Below are 22,468 nucleotides of genomic sequence, written 5' to 3'. Positions count from 1 at the left end.
GCGCTTTAAATGACCTTTATGTTCAATATTTTTTCAATCTAGCAGTGGGTTTTCATTTTTGCAAACTCAATTTAACATTTGACAAACATTTAGTTTGCATACAGATTCGAATGGTGGTCATTATATTTTACGCTTTGATAACGAGCGGAAAACAAACCAAAGGCGAAGAATCATGGAAACCAATATCGTTGAAGTAGAGAACTTTGTTCAGCAGTCAGAAGAGAGGCGGGGTAGCGCCTTTACGCAGGAAGTGAAACGCTACCTGGAGCGCTACCCGAATACGCAATATGTTGATGTTTTACTTACTGATTTGAATGGTTGCTTCCGTGGAAAACGTATCCCTGTTTCAAGCCTGAAGAAGCTCGAGAAAGGGTGTTATTTCCCGGCCTCGGTATTTGCAATGGATATTCTGGGCAACGTAGTAGAAGAAGCAGGTCTGGGTCAGGAAATGGGCGAGCCGGATCGTACCTGTGTTCCTGTTCTCGGTTCCTTAACTCCTTCTGCCGCCGATCCAGAGTTTATCGGTCAGATGCTCCTGACCATGGTCGATGAAGATGGCGCTCCCTTTGACGTTGAGCCGCGGAACGTTCTTAACCGCCTGTGGCAGCAGCTGCGCCAGCGCGACGCTGAAGGGAATCTGCAACCGCCCTGCGCGCCTGGCACCGATGACCGCAATACACAAAGCCAGGTTTACTCCGTTGATAACCTCAACCACTTCGCCGACGTGCTCAATGATATTGATGAACTGGCGCAGTTGCAGCTGATTCCGGCAGATGGCGCGGTCGCTGAGGCCTCGCCGGGTCAGTTTGAAATCAACCTTTACCATACTGATAACGTGCTGGAAGCCTGCGATGATGCGCTGGCACTAAAACGCCTGGTGCGTCTGATGGCAGGAAAGCATAAGATGCACGCCACTTTTATGGCGAAGCCGTATGAAGAGCACGCGGGCAGCGGGATGCATATCCATATCAGTATGCAAAATAATCGTGGCGAGAATGTGCTTTCTGACACAGAAGGCGAAGATTCGCCGCTGCTGAAAAAGATGCTCGCCGGGATGATTGACCTGATGCCGTCGTCGATGGCGTTGCTGGCACCAAACGTGAACTCGTATCGCCGCTTCCAGCCGGGAATGTATGTGCCGACGCAGGCGTCGTGGGGCCATAACAACCGCACCGTCGCCCTGCGTATTCCGTGCGGCGACCGTCATAATCACCGCGTGGAATATCGCGTGGCGGGTGCCGATGCCAACCCATATCTGGTGATGGCAGCGATTTTTGCCGGTATTTTGCATGGCCTTGATAACGAGCTGCCGTTGCAGGAAGAAGTCGAAGGCAACGGGCTGGAACAGGAAGGCTTACCCTTCCCGATTCGCCAGAGCGATGCCCTGGGTGAGTTTATCGAGAATGATCACCTGCGCCGCTATTTAGGCAAACGGTTTTGCCATGTGTATCACGCCTGTAAAAATGATGAGCTGTTGCAGTTTGAGCGCCTCATCACAGAAACAGAAATTGAGTGGATGTTGAAAAACGCGTAATTCCCCTTGCGGGGTTGTTTCATCGGCCTGAGCGGAGCCAGGCCTGACATTTGCTGGTAATCCAGACATTTCCCGGATGTCGCGTTATGGAGCGCAGGCGGCAACGGGCTTCCGTTAACGATTAAGACTGTGACGAGGAAATGAGATGATGCCGATGATTAAATCCCCGCATGGCGAGGGAGGCTGCGTATGCGCCCCTCCTGCTACTGACTGGACTCCGCCCCCTTTGCTTCCCTTGCTAAACAGGTTTGATTTCAGGTCGACACGACCGCAAACCTTATTACGCAGGGGAGGCAGCAATTATGGCTATTAATTCACCACTGAATATTGCTGCGCAACCCGGCAAAACCCGTCTGCGAAAATCACTGAAATTGTGGCAGGTGGTAATGATGGGTCTGGCCTATCTCACGCCGATGACCGTATTTGATACTTTTGGTATTGTCTCCGGCATTAGCGACGGTCACGTTCCGGCGTCCTATTTGCTGGCGCTGGCGGGCGTGCTGTTTACCGCTATCAGCTACGGCAAACTGGTTCGCCAGTTTCCGGAGGCCGGTTCGGCCTATACCTACGCGCAAAAGTCGATTAACCCGCACGTCGGATTTATGGTCGGCTGGTCATCACTGCTGGATTATCTCTTTTTGCCAATGATCAACGTTTTGTTGGCGAAAATCTATCTCTCCGCCCTCTTCCCGGAAGTGCCGCCGTGGGTGTGGGTGGTAACCTTCGTCGCCATTTTAACCGCCGCGAATCTGAAGAGCGTCAACCTGGTCGCTAACTTCAATACCCTGTTTGTACTGGTGCAAATCTCCATCATGGTGGTGTTTATCTTCCTGGTGGTTCAGGGACTGCATAAAGGAGAAGGCGTTGGCACCGTCTGGTCACTTCAGCCGTTTATCAGCGAGAACGCGCACCTGATCCCGATTATTACCGGTGCGACGATTGTCTGTTTCTCGTTCCTCGGTTTCGATGCGGTGACCACGCTTTCGGAAGAGACGCCGGACGCCGCACGCGTGATCCCGAAAGCCATCTTCCTGACGGCGGTATACGGCGGCGTTATCTTTATCGCGGCGTCGTTCTTTATGCAGCTGTTCTTTCCCGATATCAGCCGCTTTAAAGACCCGGACGCCGCACTGCCTGAAATTGCGCTGTACGTCGGCGGCAAGCTCTTTCAGTCGATTTTCCTCTGCACCACGTTTGTGAACACATTAGCGTCTGGCCTGGCTTCACATGCCAGCGTGTCGCGTCTGCTGTATGTGATGGGGCGTGACAATGTGTTTCCGGAGCGCGTGTTTGGCTATGTGCACCCAAAATGGCGGACTCCGGCACTCAACGTCATTATGGTCGGGATTGTCGCGCTGTCGGCGCTGTTCTTTGATTTAGTCACCGCGACAGCACTGATTAACTTCGGTGCTCTGGTGGCGTTTACCTTCGTGAATCTGTCGGTGTTTAATCATTTCTGGCGGCGTAAAGGAATGAATAAAAGCTGGAAGGATCACTTCCACTATTTGCTGATGCCGCTGGTTGGCGCGCTGACGGTGGGTGTGCTGTGGGTTAACCTAGAGTCAACGTCACTGACACTCGGTCTGGTATGGGCTTCGTTAGGCGGCGCATATTTGTGGTATCTGATCCGCCGCTATCGCAAAGTGCCGCTGTACGAAGGTGACAGAACGCCGGTGAGCGAAACGTAATAGCCGGATGCGCGGCGCATTATCCTGCCTGAGGGTAACGCGCCGCGCCATTAACTATAAAAAGATGTATGACCCGGATCACGAGTGCTATCATCCGCCCTTATGCTTAGCGCATTAACCCCAGGGGCAAATAATGAACCACGATATCCCGCTAAAATATTTTGATATTGCCGATGAGTACGCGACCGAATGCGCAGAGCCTGTCGCAGAGGCTGAACGCACACCGCTGGCCCACTACTTCCAGTTACTGCTCACCCGTTTGATGAACAATGAAGAGATCAGCGAAGAAGCCCAACATGAAATGGCTGCTGAAGCGGGGATTAATCCCGTACGCATTGATGAGATCGCAGAGTTTTTGAATCAATGGGGTAATGAGTAATTATTTAATTGCAGACGATCGGTCAGTATCGTTGTCCGGATAAAGCGTTCACGCCGCATCCGGCTAACAATGACACGCACTGCAGCGTGCTTTAATGGGTTTCTCACGATCGTACCGCTCTGCTCCTCGCTAAGTTGTTCTGTGAGTTATAGTTATAGAGAAATCACGGGTACGAATGTTGAACAGATGGCGACGCCACCTGTTCAACGACCAACCACACGGCCCTCATTACGACCCCTGAACACAAACGGTAATGGCAAATGTCATTAAATATTAGTAAGATAGCCTCTTTACATAAAATCCCTTAATATTATGCGCCAGGTATTATCGTCTCTTTTGGTGATTGCTGGACTTGTGAGTGGTCAGGCAATCGCCGCGCCTGAATCCCCCCCGCATGCTGATATCCGCGACAGCGGTTTTGTCTATTGCGTCAGCGGGCAAGTCAACACCTTTAACCCATCCAAAGCGAGCAGTGGGTTAATTGTCGATACCCTTGCCGCCCAGTTTTATGATCGACTGCTGGATGTCGATCCCTATACCTATCGCCTGATGCCGGAACTTGCCGAAAGCTGGGAAGTACTCGACAACGGCGCGACCTATCGCTTCCACCTGCGTCGCGATGTTCCGTTTCAAAAAACCGACTGGTTTACTCCCACTCGTAAAATGAATGCCGACGATGTGGTGTTTACCTTCCAGCGAATTTTTGACCGCAACAACCCGTGGCATAACGTCAACGGCAGCAACTTCCCCTACTTCGACAGCCTGCAATTTGCCGATAACGTGAAAAGCGTCCGCAAACTGGATAATCATACCGTTGAGTTCCGACTCGCCCAGCCGGATGCTTCTTTTTTGTGGCACCTCGCAACCCATTATGCTTCGGTCATGTCGGCAGAATATGCCCGGAAGTTAGAGAAAGAAGATCGCCAGGAGCAACTCGACCGTCAACCGGTCGGCACCGGTCCGTATCAGTTGTCGGAATACCGCGCCGGGCAATTTATTCGCCTACAACGTCATGATGACTTCTGGCGCGGTAAACCGTTAATGCCGCAGGTAGTGGTGGATTTAGGCTCCGGCGGCACCGGACGTCTGTCGAAACTCCTGACCGGGGAATGCGACGTTCTGGCCTGGCCTGCTGCCAGCCAGCTATCCATTTTGCGTGACGACCCGCGCTTGCGTTTAACGCTGCGTCCTGGGATGAACGTCGCCTATCTGGCATTTAACACCGCCAAACCGCCGCTAAATAATCCCGCTGTCCGCCATGCACTGGCACTGGCGATTAATAACCAGCGCCTGATGCAATCCATCTATTATGGTACGGCTGAAACGGCGGCCTCTATTTTACCGCGCGCCTCGTGGGCCTATGACAACGAGGCTAAAATTACTGAATACAATCCGGCGAAATCGCGCGAACAGTTGAAGGCGTTGGGGCTGGAAAACTTAACGCTGAAACTGTGGGTGCCCACACGTTCGCAGGCGTGGAACCCCAGTCCACTGAAAACTGCCGAACTGATTCAGGCGGATATGGCGCAGGTTGGCGTAAAAGTGGTGATTGTGCCGGTAGAAGGTCGCTTTCAGGAGGCGCGGTTGATGGATATGAGCCATGATCTGACGTTATCCGGTTGGGCGACGGACAGTAACGACCCGGACAGTTTCTTCCGTCCTTTACTGAGCTGCGCGGCAATTCATTCACAGACCAACCTCGCCCACTGGTGCGATCCGAAATTCGACAGCGTGTTGCGTAAGGCGCTCTCCTCGCAGCAGCTGGCGGCGCGTATTGAAGCCTATGACGAAGCGCAGAGTATTCTGGCGCAGGAATTACCTATTCTGCCGCTGGCGTCGTCATTGCGTTTGCAGGCCTATCGGTACGATATCAAAGGTCTGGTACTTAGCCCGTTTGGTAACGCCTCCTTTGCTGGGGTGTATCGCGAGAAACAGGATGAGGTGAAAAAACCATGATTATCTTCACCTTACGCCGCATTTTGTTATTGATTGTCACCTTGTTCCTGCTGACCTTCGTTGGCTTCAGCTTGAGCTATTTCACCCCTCATGCGCCGTTACAAGGCGCGTCACTGTGGAATGCCTGGGTGTTCTGGTTTAACGGCCTGATCCACTGGGATTTTGGTGTTTCCAGCATTAACGGTCAACCGATTGCCGAACAGTTAAAAGAGGTCTTCCCGGCGACGATGGAACTGTGCATCCTCGCCTTCGGTTTTGCGCTGATTGTTGGCATCCCCGTGGGGATGATTGCCGGGATTACGCGCCATAAGTGGCAGGATAACTTGATCAACGCCATCGCCTTACTGGGCTTTTCAATCCCGGTGTTCTGGCTGGCGCTTCTGTTGACGCTGTTTTGTTCACTCACGCTAGGTTGGTTGCCCGTTTCAGGGCGTTTCGATCTGCTCTACGAAGTGAAACCGATTACCGGTTTTGCGTTGATTGATGCCTGGCTTTCGGACTCACCATGGCGGGATGAAATGATCATGAGCGCAATCCGCCATATGATATTGCCCGTGATCACCCTGTCGGTTGCGCCAACAACTGAAGTGATCCGCCTGATGCGTATCAGCACTATCGAAGTGTATGACCAGAACTATGTAAAAGCGGCGGCGACCCGCGGTTTGTCGCGCTTTACTATTTTGCGTCGCCACGTTCTGCATAACGCGTTACCGCCGGTTATTCCTCGCCTGGGCTTACAGTTTTCCACCATGCTGACGCTGGCGATGATCACCGAAATGGTTTTTAGCTGGCCGGGTTTAGGGCGCTGGTTAATTAACGCCATCCGCCAGCAGGATTACGCAGCCATTTCCGCCGGAGTGATGGTGTGTGGCTCACTGGTCATTATTGTTAACGTGATTTCTGATATTTTGGGTGCCATGGCTAACCCTCTGAAACATAAGGAATGGTATGCCTTACGATAGCGTATACAGCGAAAAGCGCCCGCCGGGCACGCTGCGTACCGCCTGGCGCAAATTTTATAGTGACGCCTCTGCGATGGTCGGCCTGTACGGCTGCGCGGGGCTGGCTGTACTGTGTATTTTTGGCGGCTGGTTTGCGCCTTACGGCATCGACCAGCAATTTCTCGGTTATCAATTATTGCCGCCATCATGGTCGCGCTATGGCGAAGTTTCTTTCTTCCTGGGGACTGACGACCTCGGACGCGATGTTTTAAGCCGTTTACTGAGCGGAGCTGCGCCAACCGTGGGTGGCGCATTTGTGGTGACGCTTGCCGCGACGATCTGTGGCCTGGTACTGGGCACCTTCGCCGGGGCGACACACGGCCTCCGCTCAGCGGTGCTTAACCATATTCTGGATACCTTACTGGCGATCCCTTCGCTGCTGTTGGCAATTATCGTTGTAGCGTTTGCCGGACCGAGTTTGTCCCACGCTATGTTTGCTGTCTGGCTGGCATTGCTGCCGCGTATGGTACGTTCGATTTACAGCATGGTGCATGACGAACTGGAAAAAGAGTACGTTATCGCCGCCCGTCTGGATGGCGCATCAACGCTGAATATTCTCTGGTTTGCTGTGATGCCAAACATCACCGCCGGGCTGGTCACCGAGATCACCCGCGCACTGTCGATGGCAATTCTCGATATCGCCGCGCTGGGCTTTCTCGATCTCGGCGCACAACTCCCCTCGCCTGAATGGGGAGCGATGCTCGGTGATGCGCTGGAACTGATTTATGTCGCCCCGTGGACTGTCATGCTGCCAGGTGCGGCAATTATGATTAGCGTGTTGTTGGTTAACCTCCTTGGTGATGGCGTTCGTCGTGCGATTATTGCGGGGGTGGAATAATGCCATTACTCGATATTCGTAACCTGACCATTGAATTTAAAACCGGTGATGAGTGGGTTAAAGCCGTCGACCGGGTAAGTATGACCTTAACCGAAGGTGAAATCCGCGGTCTTGTTGGTGAATCCGGTTCCGGCAAGAGTTTGATTGCGAAAGCGATTTGTGGGGTGAATAAAGATAACTGGCGTGTTACTGCTGACCGTATGCGTTTTGATGATATCGATTTGCTGCGTCTCTCCGCACGCGAACGGCGCAAACTGGTTGGCCATAACGTGTCGATGATTTTCCAGGAACCGCAGTCGTGTCTTGACCCTTCAGAACGTGTGGGTCGCCAGTTGATGCAAAACATCCCAGCCTGGACCTATAAAGGCCGTTGGTGGCAGCGTTTTGGCTGGCGCAAACGCCGTGCCATTGAACTGCTGCACCGCGTGGGGATTAAAGATCACAAAGATGCGATGCGCAGTTTTCCCTATGAGTTGACCGAAGGTGAATGTCAGAAAGTGATGATAGCCATTGCACTGGCGAATCAACCGCGTCTGCTGATTGCTGACGAACCGACCAACTCAATGGAGCCAACAACCCAGGCGCAAATCTTTCGCCTGCTGACGCGTCTCAACCAAAACAGCAATACCACTATTTTGCTTATCAGCCATGACTTACAAATGCTTAGCCAATGGGCGGATAAAATTAACGTGCTTTACTGCGGTCAAACAGTGGAAACCGCGCCGAGTAAGGAGTTGGTGACGATGCCACATCATCCTTATACCCAGGCGCTGATCCGCGCGATACCAGACTTCGGCAGCGCGATGCCGCATAAAAGTCGCCTCAATACGCTGCCCGGCGCTATCCCACTGCTGGAACAGTTACCGATTGGTTGTCGTCTGGGGCCACGTTGCCCGTATGCACAACGAGAATGCATTGTGACGCCACGTTTGACGGGGGCGAAAAATCATCTCTATGCCTGTCATTTCCCGCTGAACATGGAGAAAGAGTGAGATGATCGAAACGCTGCTTGAAGTGCGTAATTTAAGTAAAACGTTCCGCTACCGGACCGGCTGGTTTCGTCGTCAGACCGTAGAAGCGGTAAAACCCTTGAGCTTTACGCTACGTGAAGGCCAGACACTGGCGATTATTGGCGAGAATGGTTCGGGTAAATCCACGCTGGCAAAAATGCTGGCGGGAATGATAGAGCCTACCAGCGGCGAGTTATTGATTGACGATCATCCACTGCATTTTGGCGATTATTCCTTCCGCAGTCAGCGTATTCGCATGATTTTTCAGGATCCTTCGACCTCGTTGAATCCCCGTCAACGTATCTCGCAAATTCTGGATTTTCCACTGCGCCTGAACACCGACCTGGAACCGGAACAGCGTCGCAAACAGATTATTGAAACGATGCGTATGGTTGGGCTGCTACCGGATCACGTCAGTTACTATCCGCATATGTTGGCACCCGGACAAAAACAGCGTCTGGGTCTGGCGCGCGCGCTAATATTGCGCCCAAAAGTCATTATTGCCGATGAAGCCCTCGCTTCACTGGATATGTCGATGCGTTCGCAGTTGATTAATCTGATGCTGGAGTTACAGGAAAAACAGGGCATTTCGTATATTTATGTTACCCAGCATATCGGAATGATGAAGCACATTAGCGACCAGGTGCTGGTGATGCATCAGGGCGAGGTTGTCGAGCGAGGCAGCACCGCGGATGTGCTGGCATCGCCGCTGCATGAACTCACCAAACGGCTGATTGCCGGGCACTTTGGCGAAGCATTGACAGCGGATGCGTGGCGTAAAGATCGCTAATTTTCTGAATCCTCCTTCCAGATTATCCACCTCATTCTGACAAGAGATTAAATCTTGTCAGAATGAGGTGATGGATAAAATAAAATCAAATGCGCGTGATTTAAGACGCAATCTCACTTTGCAGGAACGAAAGCTCTGGCGATATCTTCGCAGCCGACGTTTTGGTGATTTCAAATTTCGCCGTCAACATCCGGTGGGGAGCTACATTCTCGATTTTGCTTGCTGCTCGGCGCGCGTAGTCGTTGAGCTGGATGGTGGGCAGCATGATTTGGCAGTTGCCTATGATACCAGGCGCACTAGCTGGCTTGAGTCGCAGGGCTGGACCGTGCTGCGTTTCTGGAATAACGAGATTGATTGTAATGAGGAGGCGGTGCCGGAGATTATTCTGCAGGAACTGAACCGCCGATCACCCTCACCCTGAAAGGGCGAGGGGGCCGACCGAGCCGAATAGCTGTTGTGGTGAAAACATGGAGACAGTGCTGGAGAATATTCGGCAAGGTCTGAACCATCCCAGCCATCGCCATAAAAGGGTTAGGGGCTGTATGAGCCTGTTTGTTGCTGGGGTAACAATATTTGCACAATATGGTCCCCTCGCCCCTCTGGGGAGAGGGTTAGGGTAAGGGGAAAAGCGCCCACCCTGCCGCAGCCTGCTCCGGTCGGACCTGGCAACTATAGCTACTCACAGCCAGGTTGATTATAATAACCGTTTATCTGTTCGTACTGTTTACTAAAACGACGAATCGCCTGATTTTCAGGCACAACAAGCATCAACAATAAGGATTAAAGCTATGGGTTTTCTTTCCGGTAAGCGCATTCTGGTAACCGGTGTTGCCAGCAAACTATCCATCGCCTACGGTATCGCTCAGGCGATGCACCGCGAAGGAGCTGAACTGGCATTCACCTACCAGAACGACAAACTGAAAGGCCGCGTAGAAGAATTTGCCGCTCAATTGGGTTCTGACATCGTTCTGCAGTGCGATGTTGCAGAAGATGCCAGCATCGACACCATGTTCGCTGAACTGGGGAAAGTTTGGCCGAAATTTGACGGTTTCGTACACTCTATTGGTTTTGCACCTGGCGATCAGCTGGATGGTGACTATGTTAACGCCGTTACCCGTGAAGGCTTCAAAATTGCCCACGACATCAGCTCCTACAGCTTCGTTGCAATGGCAAAAGCTTGCCGCTCCATGCTGAATCCGGGTTCTGCCCTGCTGACCCTTTCCTACCTTGGCGCTGAGCGCGCTATCCCGAACTACAACGTTATGGGTCTGGCAAAAGCGTCTCTGGAAGCGAACGTGCGCTATATGGCGAACGCGATGGGTCCGGAAGGTGTGCGTGTTAACGCCATCTCTGCTGGTCCGATCCGTACTCTGGCGGCTTCCGGTATCAAAGACTTCCGCAAAATGCTGGCTCATTGCGAAGCCGTTACCCCGATTCGCCGTACCGTTACTATTGAAGATGTGGGTAACTCCGCGGCATTCCTGTGCTCCGATCTCTCTGCCGGTATCTCCGGTGAAGTGGTCCACGTTGACGGCGGTTTCAGCATCGCTGCAATGAACGAACTCGAATTGAAATAATCATTCTGTTGGTAAATATTGGGCGGCGTTCTGCCGCCCGTTATCTCTGTTATACCTTTCTGATATTTGTTATCGCCGATCCGTCTTTCTCCCCTTCCCGCCTTGCGTCAGGATAACGATTTCCTTTACGACCAAGGAGCGCCCATGGAACAACGCCACATCACCGGCAAAAGCCACTGGTATCATGAAACGCAATCCAGTACTGCGGAGTATGACGTTCTGCCTCTGGTCCCGGAAGCCGCAAAGGTCAGCGATCCCTTTCTGCTCGACGTGATCCTTGATGAAGAAACGCTGGCTCCCTTCCTTTCATGGCTGGTCCCTGCGCGCGTTCTTGCAGTGGAATTGTTCCCTGACCAGCTTACCGTGACCCGTTCACAGACCTTCACCGCTTATGAACGCTTGTCTACGGCCCTGACGGTTGCTCAGGTTTGCGGCGTCCAGCGGTTATGTAACTACTATTCGGCGCGACTTACGCCGCTCCCCGGGCCTGATTCCTCCAGGGAAAGCAATCATAGGTTGGCACAAATCACGCAATATGCCCGCCAACTGGCTAGCTCGCCTTCTATTATCGACAACCGATCGCGCCAGCATCTGAATGACGTCGGTCTTACTGCCTGGGACTGTGTGATCATTAACCAAATCATTGGTTTTATTGGCTTTCAGGCGCGGACCATTGCGACATTTCAGGCTTATCTCGGGCACCCGGTACGCTGGTTACCCGGTCTGGAAATACAAAACTACGCCGACGCGTCACTGTTTGCTGATGAATCAATACGCTGGCGAAGCAGCTATGAGGTGGAAAAACTACCTGAAGAGTACACAAAAAGTTCAACAGCAGAACTTTGCCAACTGGCCGAAACACTCTCTCTCCACCCTATTTCACTTTCCCTTCTCGAAAGGTTGTTAAACAGTACACGGGTTAATACACAGCCGGATAATAAGCTTGCGGCGTTGTTATGCGCGCGGATAAATGGCAGTCCTGCTTGTTTTGCCGCCTGTATGGATTCATCAAATGAATATAAAAAATCAGCCCCCTTCTGCGCAAGGGCGAAAATGAAATTAACCAATGGGCTGACCGTCATTCTGTTGAGCACGCTACCGTTCAGGCGATACAATGGCTGACCCGAGCACCCGATCGCTTTAGCGCCGCCCAGTTCAGCCCTTTACTCGAACACGAAAAATCATCAACGCAGATTATTAATCTGCTGGTATGGAGCGGGCTGTGTGGCTGGATAAATCGCTTAAAAATCGCGTTGGGTGAGACATATTAACCTTGCCGCGTCAGACAGATTCGCGTAAAACTGTCAGCCGCTCTAATGGCCACCAAAATAGACAATTATGTTTCAGGACAACCCGCTGCTAGCGCAGCTTAAACAGCAACTGCATTCCCAGACGCCACGCGCTGAAGGGGTGGTAAAAGCCACAGAAAAAGGCTTTGGCTTCCTGGAAGTCGACGCGCAAAAAAGTTATTTCATTCCGCCGCCGCAGATGAAAAAAGTCATGCATGGCGACCGAATTATCGCGGTGATCCACAGTGAAAAAGAACGTGAATCCGCAGAGCCAGAAGAACTGGTTGAACCGTTCCTGACTCGTTTCGTGGGTAAAGTTCAGGGCAAAAATGACCGTCTGGCCATCGTTCCTGATCATCCACTCTTAAAAGACGCCATTCCTTGCCGCGCAGCCCGTGGCCTGAACCACGAGTTTAAAGAAGGCGACTGGGCGGTTGCCGAAATGCGCCGTCATCCGCTGAAAGGCGATCGTTCTTTCTATGCTGAACTGACACAATACATCACTTTTGGTGACGACCACTTTGTACCGTGGTGGGTTACCCTTGCGCGCCATAATCTGGAAAAAGAAGCACCAGACGGCGTCGCTACCGAAATGCTCGATGAAGGTCTGGTTCGTGAAGATCTGACCGCGCTGGATTTTGTCACCATCGACAGTGCCAGCACAGAAGATATGGATGACGCCCTTTTCGCTAAGGCGTTGCCGGATGACAAACTTCAGCTGATTGTGGCGATTGCCGATCCAACCGCGTGGATTGCTGAAGGCAGCAAGCTGGACAAAGCCGCGAAAATTCGCGCATTCACCAACTATCTGCCTGGCTTCAACATCCCTATGCTTCCTCGCGAGCTTTCTGACGATCTCTGCTCACTGCGCGCCAATGAAGTCCGCCCGGTACTGGCATGCCGCATGACGCTCTCCGCTGATGGCACCATTGAAGATAATATCGAATTCTTTGCCGCCACCATCGAATCCAAAGCGAAGCTGGTGTATGACCAGGTTTCTGACTGGCTGGAAAATACCGGTGACTGGCAGCCTGAAAGTGAAGCAATTGCCGAACAAGTCCGTTTGCTAGCGCAAATTTGCCAACGCCGCGGCGAGTGGCGTCATAACCACGCACTGGTGTTTAAAGATCGCCCGGATTACCGCTTTATTCTCGGTGAAAAAGGTGAAGTGCTGGATATCGTCGCCGAGCCTCGTCGCATTGCCAACCGTATCGTCGAAGAAGCGATGATTGCCGCTAACATTTGTGCGGCCCGCGTTCTGCGCGATAAGCTCGGTTTTGGCATCTATAACGTGCATATGGGCTTTGATCCGGCGAATGCCGACGCGCTGGCAGCGTTGCTGAAAACGCACGGTCTGCATGTCGATGCCGAAGAAGTGCTCACGCTGGACGGTTTCTGCAAACTGCGTCGTGAACTGGATGCGCAACCAACTGGTTTCCTCGACAGCCGCATTCGTCGCTTCCAGTCATTTGCTGAAATTAGCACTGAACCCGGTCCTCACTTTGGCCTCGGTCTGGAAGCATACGCCACCTGGACTTCGCCGATCCGTAAATATGGCGACATGATCAACCACCGTCTGCTGAAAGCGGTTATCAAAGGCGAAACTGCGACGCGTCCGCAGGATGAAATCACTGTCCAAATGGCCGAACGTCGCCGTCTCAACCGGATGGCAGAACGTGATGTTGGCGACTGGTTATACGCACGCTTCCTGAAAGATAAAGCCGGGACCGGCACCCGTTTCGCGGCGGAAATTGTCGATATCAGCCGTGGCGGCATGCGTGTGCGTTTGGTTGATAACGGCGCTATCGCCTTTATTCCGGCACCTTTCTTACACGCTGTGCGCGATGAACTGGTTTGCAGCCAGGAAAACGGCACTGTACAAATTAAAGGTGAAACGGTTTACAAAGTAACTGACGTTATTGACGTCACCATTGCCGAAGTCCGCATGGAAACCCGCGGCATTATTGCGCGCCCGGTCGCGTAATCTCCTTTCACGGCCCATTCCTCATGGATGGGCCGTTTATTTCCCCGCTCTACCTTCGTTATATCCAGGCAGATTTTTTAACTGACTTTCGTTTGAAAACTGGCGTTTTTCCAAAACTGGATTACAAATAAATATATAAAAAAACAATGCGTTTAGCCGCCGTTAATTTCATGTAAGTCATGTTGTTCCTTTTATTTAACCGCGGACTCCGCAGTTAACCGGAGGATATGCATCATGAAAACCGTTAGGGAGTCCACAACGTTGTACAACTTTCTCGGATCGCACAATCCATACTGGCGGTTGACGGAAAGCAGCGATGTTTTGCGCTTTTCTACCACCGAAACCACAGAACCTGATCGTACTTTGCAGTTATCTGCCGAACAGGCTGCTCGCATCAGGGAAATGACGGTCATCACCTCCAGCCTGATGATGAGTCTGACCGTCGATGAGAGCGATCTTTCTGTGCATCTGGTAGGACGAAAAATCAATAAACGGGAATGGGCTGGCAACGCGTCTGCATGGCATGACACACCGGCAGTTGCTCGTGATTTATCACACGGGCTTTCCTTTGCTGAGCAGGTAGTTTCTGAAGCACATTCCGCAATAGTGATTCTCGACAGCCGGGGGAATATCCAACGCTTCAATCGGTTATGTGAAGATTACACTGGGTTGAAAGAACACGACGTCATTGGCCAAAGCGTGTTTAAACTGTTTATGAGCCGTCGTGAAGCTGCGGCATCCAGGCGCAATAACCGTGTATTTTTTCGAAGCGGCAATGCATATGAAGTCGAACTGTGGATACCAACACGTAAAGGCCAGCGGCTGTTTCTGTTTCGCAATAAAATAAATTTGTCCACAGCGGCAGTGGCAAAAACGAGATTTTTTTAATCTGTTCCGGTACCGACATTACCGAAGAGCGCCGCGCTCAGGAGCGACTGCGTATTCTGGCAAATACCGACAGTATCACCGGACTGCCGAATCGTAACGCAATGCAGGAGTTAATCGATCACGCTATTAATCAGGCAGATAACAATAAAGTTGGGGTTGTGTATCTTGATTTGGATAATTTTAAAAAGGTCAACGACGCCTATGGGCATTTGTTTGGTGACCAGTTATTACGCGACGTGTCATTGGCTATTTTAAGCTGTCTCGAACATGACCAGGTGTTGGCGCGTCCAGGTGGCGATGAGTTTCTGGTACTGGCATCCAATACCTCACAAAGCGCGCTGGAAGCAATGGCATCACGAATTTTGACCCGCTTACGCCTCCCCTTTCGTATTGGTTTAATTGAAGTTTATACCAGCTGTTCAGTAGGTATTTCGCTCTCTCCCGAACATGGTTCGGACAGCGCGACTATTATTCGTCACGCCGACACAGCAATGTACACAGCGAAGGAAGGCGGACGAGGACAATTTTGCGTTTTTACTCCAGAAATGAATCAGCGGGTATTTGAATATCTCTGGCTGGATACCAACTTGCGTAAAGCACTGGAAAACGATCAGTTGGTTATTCACTATCAACCGAAAATCACCTGGCGTGGCGAAGTGCGCAGTCTGGAAGCACTAGTACGTTGGCAGTCACCTGAACGTGGGTTGATTCCACCGTTGGACTTCATTTCCTACGCCGAAGAGTCAGGGCTAATTGTGCCTTTAGGCCGTTGGGTGATTCTCGATGTCGTACGCCAGGTGGCAAAGTGGCGGGATAAAGGCATAAACCTGCGAGTGGCGGTAAATATTTCTGCACGTCAGCTCGCCGATCAAACCATTTTCACCGCCCTGAAACAGGTTCTCCAGGAACTCAATTTTGAATACTGCCCTATAGATGTTGAACTGACAGAGAGTTGTCTGATTGAGAATGATGAACTGGCACTGTCTGTTATTCAACAATTTAGCCAACTAGGTGCGCAAGTGCATCTGGATGATTTTGGTACCGGCTACTCTTCACTTTCGCAACTGGCGCGCTTTCCGATCGATGCCATCAAACTTGACCAGGTTTTTGTTCGAGATATTCACAAACAACCTGTCTCGCAGTCACTGGTCCGGGCGATCGTCGCTGTGGCCCAGGCATTGAATCTTCAGGTGATCGCCGAAGGTGTAGAGAGTGCAAAGGAAGATGCTTTTTTAACCAAGAACGGGATCAATGAGCGGCAAGGATTTTTGTTTGCCAAACCGATGCCCGCCGTCGCCTTCGAACGCTGGTATAAACGCTATCTGAAGCGCGCATAAGTAGATGAATATATATACTTAGCGCTATATCCCGTCATTATATATCGTATTCCTGGATGATAATTAGCCGTTGCTGTTAAACACTTCTCTTTTAGCGGCAATTTTTGCATTATTCATTTTCCACTTTTGCTATAAGGATGTCCTTGATGTCTGAATTTGATGCCCAGCGCGTTGCCGAACGTATTGATATTGTGTTAGATATCCTTGTGGCAGGCGATTACCACTCTGCGATCCATAATCTCGAGATACTTAAAGCAGAACTCTTGCGCCAGGTTGCTGAATCTACGCCAGACATCCCGAAGGCACCGTGGGAGATTTAACAATCGTGCCTTCAGGTTTTCCTATTTGAGGATGCCCGGCGCGTCAGTATTTTTTTATTTAGTATTATAACGTTATAAGAATTACAGCGATGAATTCCCGACAACAAACTATTCTACAGATGGTCATTGACCAGGGTCAGGTTAGCGTAACCGATCTGGCAAAAGCCACTGGAGTTTCTGAAGTTACCATTCGCCAGGATCTCAACACCCTCGAAAAACTGAGTTACCTCCGCCGTGCACATGGCTTTGCAGTTTCGCTTGATAGTGATGACGTCGAAACCCGTATGATGAGCAACTATACGCTGAAGCGTGAACTCGCCGAGTTTGCCGCGTCACTGGTTCAACCGGGCGAAACCATCTTTATCGAAAATGGCAGCAGCAATGCCCTGCTCGCCCGGACTCTGGGGGAGCAGAAGAAAAATGTCACTATCATCACGGTCAGCAGCTACATCGCGCATTTGCTGAAAGACGCGCCTTGTGAAGTCATTTTGCTCGGTGGCGTGTACCAGAAAAAAAGCGAAAGTATGGTTGGCCCGTTGACACGCCAGTGCATCCAACAGGTGCATTTCAGCAAAGCATTTATTGGTATTGATGGCTGGCAACCTGAAACTGGATTCACCGGTCGCGATATGATGCGTACCGATGTGGTCAATGCCGTGCTGGAAAAAGAGTGCGAAGCGATAGTCCTGACTGACAGCTCGAAATTTGGTGCTGTACATTCATACTCCATCGGTCCCGTTGAGCGATTCAATCGCGTGATTACCGATTCGAAAATACGCGCCAGCGATCTGATGCATCTTGAGCACAGTAAACTCACCGTTCACGTCGTTGACATTTAACCATTTCCCTTCTCTACGGATGATTTGCAGTTTGGCAAATCATCCGCTCTAAGATGATTCCTGGTTGATAATTAAGACTATTTACCTGTTATTAACACGCTTAAGATATAAAATTATTATCAGCGATATAACAGGAAGTCATTATCACCTGCGTGATATAACCCTGCGCGCGAGCAGATTTCACGGAATAATTTCACCAGGCTTATTCTTAGCTATTATAGTTATAGAGAGCTTACTTCCGTGAATCATAAATTCAGGAGAGAGTATTATGTTTGTAACGAGCAAAAAAATGACCGCGGCTGTTCTGGCAATTACTTTGGCAATGTCTCTGAGTGCCTGTTCTAACTGGTCTAAACGGGACCGCAACACCGCAATCGGCGCGGGTGCAGGGGCATTAGGCGGTGCAGTACTGACCGATGGCAGTACGTTGGGTACATTAGGTGGTGCAGCTGTCGGTGGTGTTATTGGTCACCAGGTCGGTAAATAATCGTAAATAAATGTCGATTATCGACTCGCAATTATAATACGCTTGATTCTGTTCAGTACGAAATAACTGAATAATACGCACAGTAAAATATTCGAAAGCCACGGATATATCCGTGGCTTTTTATGTTAACCGCCTGCGAGTTTTACCTTCATCCCTTTCGCTTCAAGTAGTGATTTTAATAAATCACGCTTATCGCCCTGGATTTCAATAACTCCATCTTTAACTGCTCCGCCGCAGCCGCATTTTTTCTTCAGTTCCGCTGCAAGTTTTGTCAGTTCGGCATCATCGAGATCGACACCGGTAATCAGGCAAACGCCCTTACCTTTACGTCCACTGGTCTGACGCTGAATACGCACCACACCGTCGCCTTTAGGGCGTACAGGGGCCGCTTTGGGCTCATCAATACGTCCGGTTTCCGTTGAGTAGACCAGACGGCTGTTGGAATCACTCATCATGCACTCCGCTGTAAAGAGGCGTTGATCGCTTTCAGCGTCTGCGCTGGATCTACCGATTGCGTTACCGGGCGACCAATCACCATATAATCAACACCAGCCGACAACGCCTGTTCTGGCGTCATAATGCGGCGCTGGTCACCAGCTTCACTCCCCTGCGGACGAATGCCCGGCGTAACCAGTTTGAACTCCTGACCGAATACCTGTTTAAAGCGCACAGCTTCCTGAGCAGAACACACCACACCATCAAGGCCACATTTTTGCGTCAGTGCCGCCAGACGTTCTGCATAATCTGCAGGTGACAGTGTCATGCCAAGATCGACCAGGTCGCTGGCTTCCATGCTGGTCAACACTGTCACAGCAATCAAAAGCGGTGCATCTTTGCCAAACGGAACCAGTGCCTCACGCGCTGCGGTCATCATACGCGCCCCACCAGAGGCATGAACATTCACCATCCACACGCCTAAGTCAGCTGCAGCAGCGACAGCGTGCGCTGCAGTGTTAGGAATATCGTGGAATTTCAGGTCAAGAAAGATATCAAAACCACGCTGTTGAAGTTCGCGCACAAACTGTGGCCCAAACAATGTAAACATCTCTTTGCCGACCTTCAGACGACAATCGCGTGGGTCGATCTTGTCGACAAAGGACAGCGCGTCATCACGATTATGATAATCAAGGGCAACAACCACAGGAGAATTCGTAACAGCGCGGGAAGAAGATGAAGCAGTTAACGTCATGACCAGACCTTCTTGATGATGGGCACCGGAAGTGGCGCGAAACAGGTAAACGGCGAGCATTCTACCCGTGGAAATAAAAAATTAACAGTTGCGATTTTTCCCCTGGCAGGCTTTTTCTGCTCCGTCGTTGCCGGAGCACAATGGAACATCAATAACTAGTATGTTGTAACTAAAGTCGGATTTTTTTAAAAATTACAGGCCATCAAGACCGCGAATCGGTTTAATGGTTGACCAGGCCCGACAAGACGGACAATGCCAGTAGAGGGTGTATGCGGTAAAACCACATTTCTGGCAGCGATAACGAGGCTTACTACGTACCTTTTCGCCAACCATGTCACGCAGCACCATCAGGCTCTCTTTGGCACGCCCTTCTTCCGCTTCATTTAAGTGGTAATCCATTAACTTATGGAACACACGCATGGTCGGATGACGCTGAAGCTGGCGCGTAATATAGACCTGTGCGGCCTCACTACCGTCGCGCGCTTCGATGATATCAGCAAGCATCAATTCAGCATCGGCACCGGTGTTCTCTTCCACCGCGCGTTGCAGGAATTCTGCCCATTCGGCAGTTTTACCCAACTGCTGATAGCAGGTTTGCAACATTTCCAGCGTTTCGCTGACCAGTTCTCTGTCCTGGGATATCACGCGTTGCAAACTTTCGACGGCTTTGGCGTATTCTCCTTTCGCCATAAACACGCGTCCCATCATGATGGATACGCGGGCGCTGTTTTTATCTGCCGCCGCCCCTTTTTTTAGCAAGGTCATGGCACGATCGAGATCGTCGCTGGCCATATGCTGCAGGGCTAACTCACAGTAGAAATGGGCAATTTCGACGCGCTGTTTATCTTTACCCAGCTTCACCAGGCGTTCGGCAACATCAATTGCTTTCTGCCACTCGCTGGTAGCCTGGTAGATTTGTAGCAACTGTTGCAGCGCGCCAATGCGGAAGTCAGTTTCATCGGTCAGCTGATTGAACATGTCTTCCGCGCGGTCGTATAACCCGGCGGCCATGTAATCACGCCCCAGTTGTTGAATCGCCAACAGACGCTGTTCATAGGTCAGTGAGGCGCTTTCCATTAGGGTCTGATGGATGCGAATAGCGCGATCAACTTCGCCACGCGAACGGAACAGGTTTCCGAGCGTAAGGTGGGCTTCAACGGTGCCTGTATCCTCTTTAAGCATATCGAGAAACAGGTCTACCGCTTTATCCTGTTGATTACTAAGCAGGAAGTTAACCCCCGCTACGTAATCACGCGACAAGCGGTTGGCTTCATCTTGCTTGTTTTGTTGCGCACTTCTGCGGCCCATATACCAGCCATAGGCAGCGGCTACAGGCAAAAGCAGAAACAACAACTCCAGCATAGAAAGTTATTCCTTCGCCGCTGACGAGTGCGGCACTACAGCCACGTCAGTCGCGGGTGAAAGCTGGTTTTCCAGTCGCTTTATTTTACGTTCAGCGCGCGCCAGGGAAACACGAACTCGCAGCCAGAACAGGCCACAAATCAACCAACCGATAGCAACCCCCGCAGCAAACAATACCGCCAGCAATGTGGAAATACGGTACTCCCCTTGCGCTAACAGATAATTAAACGTCACCTGTTGATCGTTCTGCGCACCCAACGTGACCGAAATCACGAAGATCGCTAACACCAGTAAGAAAATGAGTAAATATTTCACATTACTTCCCGTTATGTGGTTAAAGCGAATAAATTATGGTCAACTTACCGCAATAGCCCTTTAAAGTACCATTTTCGCGCCGTCTGCGAAATGGCATCCACGCGCATTGTTGATGATTTAAGGGCTAAATTCGGAAAATCAACCAGCGTTAACTTTCTTGTTCTCGTTGCGCTATTTCGCGATTTTCTTCCGCAGGTGGTGTTAATGGCCCACAAATTCGTTGCGCAAGCCACGTTGCCACCGCCACCAGCGCCCACGAAATCAACGTAGCTACTACCAGATCGCGTGGCCAATGCATCCCGAGCAGCAGGCGGCTTCCCATGACTCCCGTTGCCCAGACCAGCAAGATAGCAATGGTTAACGTTCGCCGACGCGGCCACAGCAAACCAACGGCCAGCAGTGCCCAACTGGCAGCAAACATCGTGTGACCGGAAGGAAAGGCAAACCCCGTCTCTTTCTGCCAGTGTGAACGCAAATATTGTGGGATATTTTTCTCTTCAGCCAACTGTTCTTTCACTAGATTTCCGCGTTCTGCTCGCTTTAAAGTGTAGAACTCATCAACCGGAATATGATGTGTTTTTTCCAGCCAGATAACAAAAGGTCGTGGTTCCTGGACTTTGTCTTTGATCCAGGATTTAACGCCTTGTCCCACAATGATTACGGCCGCCAGAATGGCAAATAATACAAAGGCAGCCTTAATGCGAAAACGCAGACACCAGAGAAACCAGCCGAATAAAATCAAATGTGTAATGACGCCCCAGGGCTGGGTGACAGTTTCAGTAACCCAAAAAGCCGCTTTTAGTAGCCAACTTTGTTCTCCAGGTTGCCAACGCCAGCCAGAAATCCATACGGCTACTGGCATGACAAGCAATAGTGCAGCTCCCACTGCGGTACGTCTGGCAATCGAACGCATGGCCTCTCCTTTTTGATAAGTCCCACAATCATAACTGAAAACGCCAGTTCCAGGAAAAATTGACAGATTTGTGCCATTCCGTGAACGATCGACGCGTCGTGATTAGGTGAACCCCTTCTCGTTATGGCAAAATAAGCCAATACAGAACCAGCATTATCTGGAGAATTTCATGCAGCTTAAACGTGTGGCAGAAGCCAAACTGCCAACCCCATGGGGCGATTTCCTGATGGTGGGATTTGAAGAACTGGCAACCGGACACGATCATGTCGCGCTAGTCTATGGCGATATTTCCGGGCATACCCCGGTACTTGCGCGCGTCCATTCCGAATGTCTGACCGGTGACGCCCTGTTCAGCTTGCGCTGCGATTGTGGCTTCCAGCTCGAAGCGGCATTGACGCAAATTGCCGAGGAAGGCCGTGGTATTTTGCTGTATCACCGTCAGGAAGGTCGTAACATTGGTCTGCTGAATAAAATCCGCGCTTACGCACTGCAGGATCAAGGTTACGATACCGTAGAGGCTAACCATCAGTTAGGCTTCGCCGCTGATGAGCGCGACTTCACTCTTTGCGCTGATATGTTCAAACTCCTTGGCGTCAATGAAGTCCGCTTGTTAACCAATAACCCGAAAAAAGTCGAAATTCTGACCGAAGCAGGGATTAATATTGTTGAACGCGTACCATTGATTGTAGGTCGTAACCCCAATAACGAACATTATCTCAATACCAAAGCCGAGAAAATGGGTCATTTGCTGAACAAATAACCCTCTCGCATT

At 50.9% G+C, this 22,468-nt stretch carries 22 protein-coding genes and 3 pseudogenes; 18 read left to right on the top strand and 7 right to left on the bottom strand.

Going from position 1 to position 22,468, the window contains the following annotated elements:
- Positions 1–172: 172 nt before the first annotated feature.
- The 13 genes and pseudogenes from puuA (at position 173) to rnb (ending at position 14,046) form a co-directional block, all read left to right on the top strand.
- Complete coding sequence (puuA, locus tag C1P89_RS05240) at positions 173–1,534, top strand: glutamate-putrescine ligase (protein WP_005137022.1); 1,362 nt, start codon at positions 173–175, stop codon at positions 1,532–1,534.
- A gap of 148 nt (positions 1,535–1,682) precedes the next feature.
- Positions 1,683–1,847 (top strand): YmjE family protein, encoded by a 165-nt coding sequence (locus tag C1P89_RS05235; protein WP_120795382.1) that lies wholly within the window; start codon positions 1,683–1,685, stop codon positions 1,845–1,847.
- A complete protein-coding gene (gene puuP, locus C1P89_RS05230) occupies positions 1,837–3,222 on the top strand; it encodes a putrescine/proton symporter PuuP (RefSeq protein WP_000996858.1) in 1,386 nt (461 codons plus the stop codon). Before C1P89_RS05235 ends, puuP begins: the two co-directional genes overlap by 11 nt.
- Positions 3,223–3,355: 133 nt before the next feature.
- On the top strand, positions 3,356–3,601 hold the full coding sequence (locus C1P89_RS05225; RefSeq protein WP_001015110.1) for a YmjA family protein: 246 nt from the start codon (positions 3,356–3,358) through the stop codon (positions 3,599–3,601).
- 312 nt (positions 3,602–3,913) lie between these two features.
- Entirely contained in the window at positions 3,914–5,557 is a 1,644-nt protein-coding gene (gene sapA, locus C1P89_RS05220; protein WP_001250213.1) for an ABC transporter substrate-binding protein SapA, read from the top strand.
- Positions 5,554–6,519, top strand: a complete 966-nt coding sequence (sapB, locus tag C1P89_RS05215; RefSeq protein ID WP_000583277.1) for a putrescine export ABC transporter permease SapB — start codon at positions 5,554–5,556, stop codon at positions 6,517–6,519. The genes sapA and sapB overlap by 4 nt, the downstream gene beginning before the upstream one ends.
- Positions 6,506–7,396, top strand: coding sequence for a peptide ABC transporter permease SapC (gene sapC / locus C1P89_RS05210; protein ID WP_001146163.1), 891 nt, complete (start codon positions 6,506–6,508; stop codon positions 7,394–7,396). The genes sapB and sapC overlap by 14 nt, the downstream gene beginning before the upstream one ends.
- A complete protein-coding gene (gene sapD, locus C1P89_RS05205; protein WP_001128858.1) occupies positions 7,396–8,388 on the top strand; it encodes a peptide ABC transporter ATP-binding protein SapD in 993 nt (330 codons plus the stop codon). Before sapC ends, sapD begins: the two co-directional genes overlap by 1 nt.
- Before the next feature lies 1 nt (position 8,389).
- Positions 8,390–9,196: a peptide ABC transporter ATP-binding protein SapF gene (sapF, locus tag C1P89_RS05200; RefSeq protein ID WP_000573407.1), complete on the top strand. Its 807-nt coding sequence runs from the start codon at positions 8,390–8,392 to the stop codon at positions 9,194–9,196.
- Between the two features lie 67 nt (positions 9,197–9,263).
- Complete coding sequence (locus tag C1P89_RS05195; RefSeq protein ID WP_000968846.1) at positions 9,264–9,617, top strand: DUF559 domain-containing protein; 354 nt, start codon at positions 9,264–9,266, stop codon at positions 9,615–9,617.
- A 367-nt stretch (positions 9,618–9,984) separates the two neighbouring features.
- Entirely contained in the window at positions 9,985–10,773 is a 789-nt protein-coding gene (gene fabI / locus C1P89_RS05190; protein ID WP_000506490.1) for an enoyl-ACP reductase FabI, read from the top strand.
- Positions 10,774–10,917: 144 nt separating this feature from the next.
- Positions 10,918–12,044 (top strand): annotated as a pseudogene (locus C1P89_RS05185) (carboxymuconolactone decarboxylase family protein).
- Positions 12,045–12,111: 67 nt separating this feature from the next.
- Positions 12,112–14,046, top strand: a complete 1,935-nt coding sequence (gene rnb / locus C1P89_RS05180; protein ID WP_000484988.1) for an exoribonuclease II — start codon at positions 12,112–12,114, stop codon at positions 14,044–14,046.
- 77 nt (positions 14,047–14,123) lie between these two features.
- On the opposite strand, the pseudogene C1P89_RS05175 reads toward rnb, so the two are convergent.
- A pseudogene (locus tag C1P89_RS05175) lies at positions 14,124–14,227 on the bottom strand (hypothetical protein).
- A gap of 53 nt (positions 14,228–14,280) precedes the next feature.
- On the opposite strand from C1P89_RS05175, the pseudogene pdeR reads away from it, so the two are divergent.
- Positions 14,281–16,271, top strand: a pseudogene (gene pdeR / locus C1P89_RS05170) (cyclic di-GMP phosphodiesterase).
- On the opposite strand, the gene ymiD reads toward pdeR, so the two are convergent.
- Entirely contained in the window at positions 16,253–16,381 is a 129-nt protein-coding gene (ymiD, locus tag C1P89_RS25795; protein ID WP_211180493.1) for a protein YmiD, read from the bottom strand. The pseudogene pdeR and the gene ymiD sit on opposite strands and share 19 nt — an antisense overlap.
- A gap of 36 nt (positions 16,382–16,417) precedes the next feature.
- Here ymiD and C1P89_RS05165 point away from each other — a divergent pair, with 36 nt between their 5' ends.
- From C1P89_RS05165 to osmB, 3 genes are all read left to right on the top strand, one after another.
- Positions 16,418–16,591, top strand: coding sequence for a YciZ family protein (locus tag C1P89_RS05165; RefSeq protein ID WP_001288368.1), 174 nt, complete (start codon positions 16,418–16,420; stop codon positions 16,589–16,591).
- Positions 16,592–16,680: 89 nt separating this feature from the next.
- On the top strand, positions 16,681–17,430 hold the full coding sequence (gene yciT / locus C1P89_RS05160) for a DNA-binding transcriptional regulator YciT (RefSeq protein WP_001088621.1): 750 nt from the start codon (positions 16,681–16,683) through the stop codon (positions 17,428–17,430).
- A gap of 268 nt (positions 17,431–17,698) precedes the next feature.
- A complete protein-coding gene (gene osmB, locus C1P89_RS05155) occupies positions 17,699–17,917 on the top strand; it encodes an osmotically-inducible lipoprotein OsmB (protein WP_000498253.1) in 219 nt (72 codons plus the stop codon).
- A 125-nt stretch (positions 17,918–18,042) separates the two neighbouring features.
- Here osmB and yciH read toward each other — a convergent pair whose 3' ends face one another.
- The 5 genes from yciH to pgpB all read right to left on the bottom strand — a co-directional run bounded on the left by yciH (position 18,043) and on the right by pgpB (position 21,696).
- Positions 18,043–18,369, bottom strand: coding sequence for a stress response translation initiation inhibitor YciH (gene yciH, locus C1P89_RS05150; RefSeq protein ID WP_001295580.1), 327 nt, complete (start codon positions 18,367–18,369; stop codon positions 18,043–18,045).
- A complete protein-coding gene (gene pyrF, locus C1P89_RS05145; RefSeq protein WP_000176278.1) occupies positions 18,369–19,106 on the bottom strand; it encodes an orotidine-5'-phosphate decarboxylase in 738 nt (245 codons plus the stop codon). The genes yciH and pyrF overlap by 1 nt, the downstream gene beginning before the upstream one ends.
- Positions 19,107–19,298: 192 nt before the next feature.
- Entirely contained in the window at positions 19,299–20,468 is a 1,170-nt protein-coding gene (gene lapB / locus C1P89_RS05140) for a lipopolysaccharide assembly protein LapB (protein ID WP_000891353.1), read from the bottom strand.
- A gap of 6 nt (positions 20,469–20,474) precedes the next feature.
- Complete coding sequence (gene lapA, locus C1P89_RS05135) at positions 20,475–20,783, bottom strand: lipopolysaccharide assembly protein LapA (RefSeq protein WP_000876297.1); 309 nt, start codon at positions 20,781–20,783, stop codon at positions 20,475–20,477.
- 148 nt (positions 20,784–20,931) lie between these two features.
- On the bottom strand, positions 20,932–21,696 hold the full coding sequence (pgpB, locus tag C1P89_RS05130) for a phosphatidylglycerophosphatase B (protein WP_001256545.1): 765 nt from the start codon (positions 21,694–21,696) through the stop codon (positions 20,932–20,934).
- A 169-nt stretch (positions 21,697–21,865) separates the two neighbouring features.
- Here pgpB and ribA point away from each other — a divergent pair, with 169 nt between their 5' ends.
- A complete protein-coding gene (gene ribA / locus C1P89_RS05125) occupies positions 21,866–22,456 on the top strand; it encodes a GTP cyclohydrolase II (RefSeq protein WP_001176296.1) in 591 nt (196 codons plus the stop codon).
- Positions 22,457–22,468: the final 12 nt, after the last annotated feature.

The organism is Shigella sonnei (assembly GCF_002950395.1).
Taxonomy (GTDB): Bacteria; Pseudomonadota; Gammaproteobacteria; order Enterobacterales; family Enterobacteriaceae; genus ECMA0423.
This window is presented reverse-complemented; position numbering and strand designations above follow the sequence as displayed.

Excerpts from the sequence above, each read along its gene's own strand:
- puuA (WP_005137022.1), top strand. The coding sequence starts at position 173 with ATGGAAACCAATATCGTTGAAGTAGAGAACTTTGTTCAGCAGTCAGAA.
- C1P89_RS05235 (WP_120795382.1), top strand. The coding sequence starts at position 1,683 with ATGCCGATGATTAAATCCCCGCATGGCGAGGGAGGCTGCGTATGCGCC.
- puuP (WP_000996858.1), top strand. The coding sequence starts at position 1,837 with ATGGCTATTAATTCACCACTGAATATTGCTGCGCAACCCGGCAAAACC.
- C1P89_RS05225 (WP_001015110.1), top strand. The coding sequence starts at position 3,356 with ATGAACCACGATATCCCGCTAAAATATTTTGATATTGCCGATGAGTAC.
- sapA (WP_001250213.1), top strand. The coding sequence starts at position 3,914 with ATGCGCCAGGTATTATCGTCTCTTTTGGTGATTGCTGGACTTGTGAGT.
- sapB (WP_000583277.1), top strand. The coding sequence starts at position 5,554 with ATGATTATCTTCACCTTACGCCGCATTTTGTTATTGATTGTCACCTTG.
- sapC (WP_001146163.1), top strand. The coding sequence starts at position 6,506 with ATGCCTTACGATAGCGTATACAGCGAAAAGCGCCCGCCGGGCACGCTG.
- sapD (WP_001128858.1), top strand. The coding sequence starts at position 7,396 with ATGCCATTACTCGATATTCGTAACCTGACCATTGAATTTAAAACCGGT.
- sapF (WP_000573407.1), top strand. The coding sequence starts at position 8,390 with ATGATCGAAACGCTGCTTGAAGTGCGTAATTTAAGTAAAACGTTCCGC.
- fabI (WP_000506490.1), top strand. The coding sequence starts at position 9,985 with ATGGGTTTTCTTTCCGGTAAGCGCATTCTGGTAACCGGTGTTGCCAGC.
- rnb (WP_000484988.1), top strand. The coding sequence starts at position 12,112 with ATGTTTCAGGACAACCCGCTGCTAGCGCAGCTTAAACAGCAACTGCAT.
- ymiD (WP_211180493.1), bottom strand. The coding sequence starts at position 16,381 with ATGCAAAAATTGCCGCTAAAAGAGAAGTGTTTAACAGCAACGGCTAAT.
- C1P89_RS05165 (WP_001288368.1), top strand. The coding sequence starts at position 16,418 with ATGTCTGAATTTGATGCCCAGCGCGTTGCCGAACGTATTGATATTGTG.
- yciT (WP_001088621.1), top strand. The coding sequence starts at position 16,681 with ATGAATTCCCGACAACAAACTATTCTACAGATGGTCATTGACCAGGGT.
- osmB (WP_000498253.1), top strand. The coding sequence starts at position 17,699 with ATGTTTGTAACGAGCAAAAAAATGACCGCGGCTGTTCTGGCAATTACT.
- yciH (WP_001295580.1), bottom strand. The coding sequence starts at position 18,369 with ATGAGTGATTCCAACAGCCGTCTGGTCTACTCAACGGAAACCGGACGT.
- pyrF (WP_000176278.1), bottom strand. The coding sequence starts at position 19,106 with ATGACGTTAACTGCTTCATCTTCTTCCCGCGCTGTTACGAATTCTCCT.
- lapB (WP_000891353.1), bottom strand. The coding sequence starts at position 20,468 with ATGCTGGAGTTGTTGTTTCTGCTTTTGCCTGTAGCCGCTGCCTATGGC.
- pgpB (WP_001256545.1), bottom strand. The coding sequence starts at position 21,696 with ATGCGTTCGATTGCCAGACGTACCGCAGTGGGAGCTGCACTATTGCTT.
- ribA (WP_001176296.1), top strand. The coding sequence starts at position 21,866 with ATGCAGCTTAAACGTGTGGCAGAAGCCAAACTGCCAACCCCATGGGGC.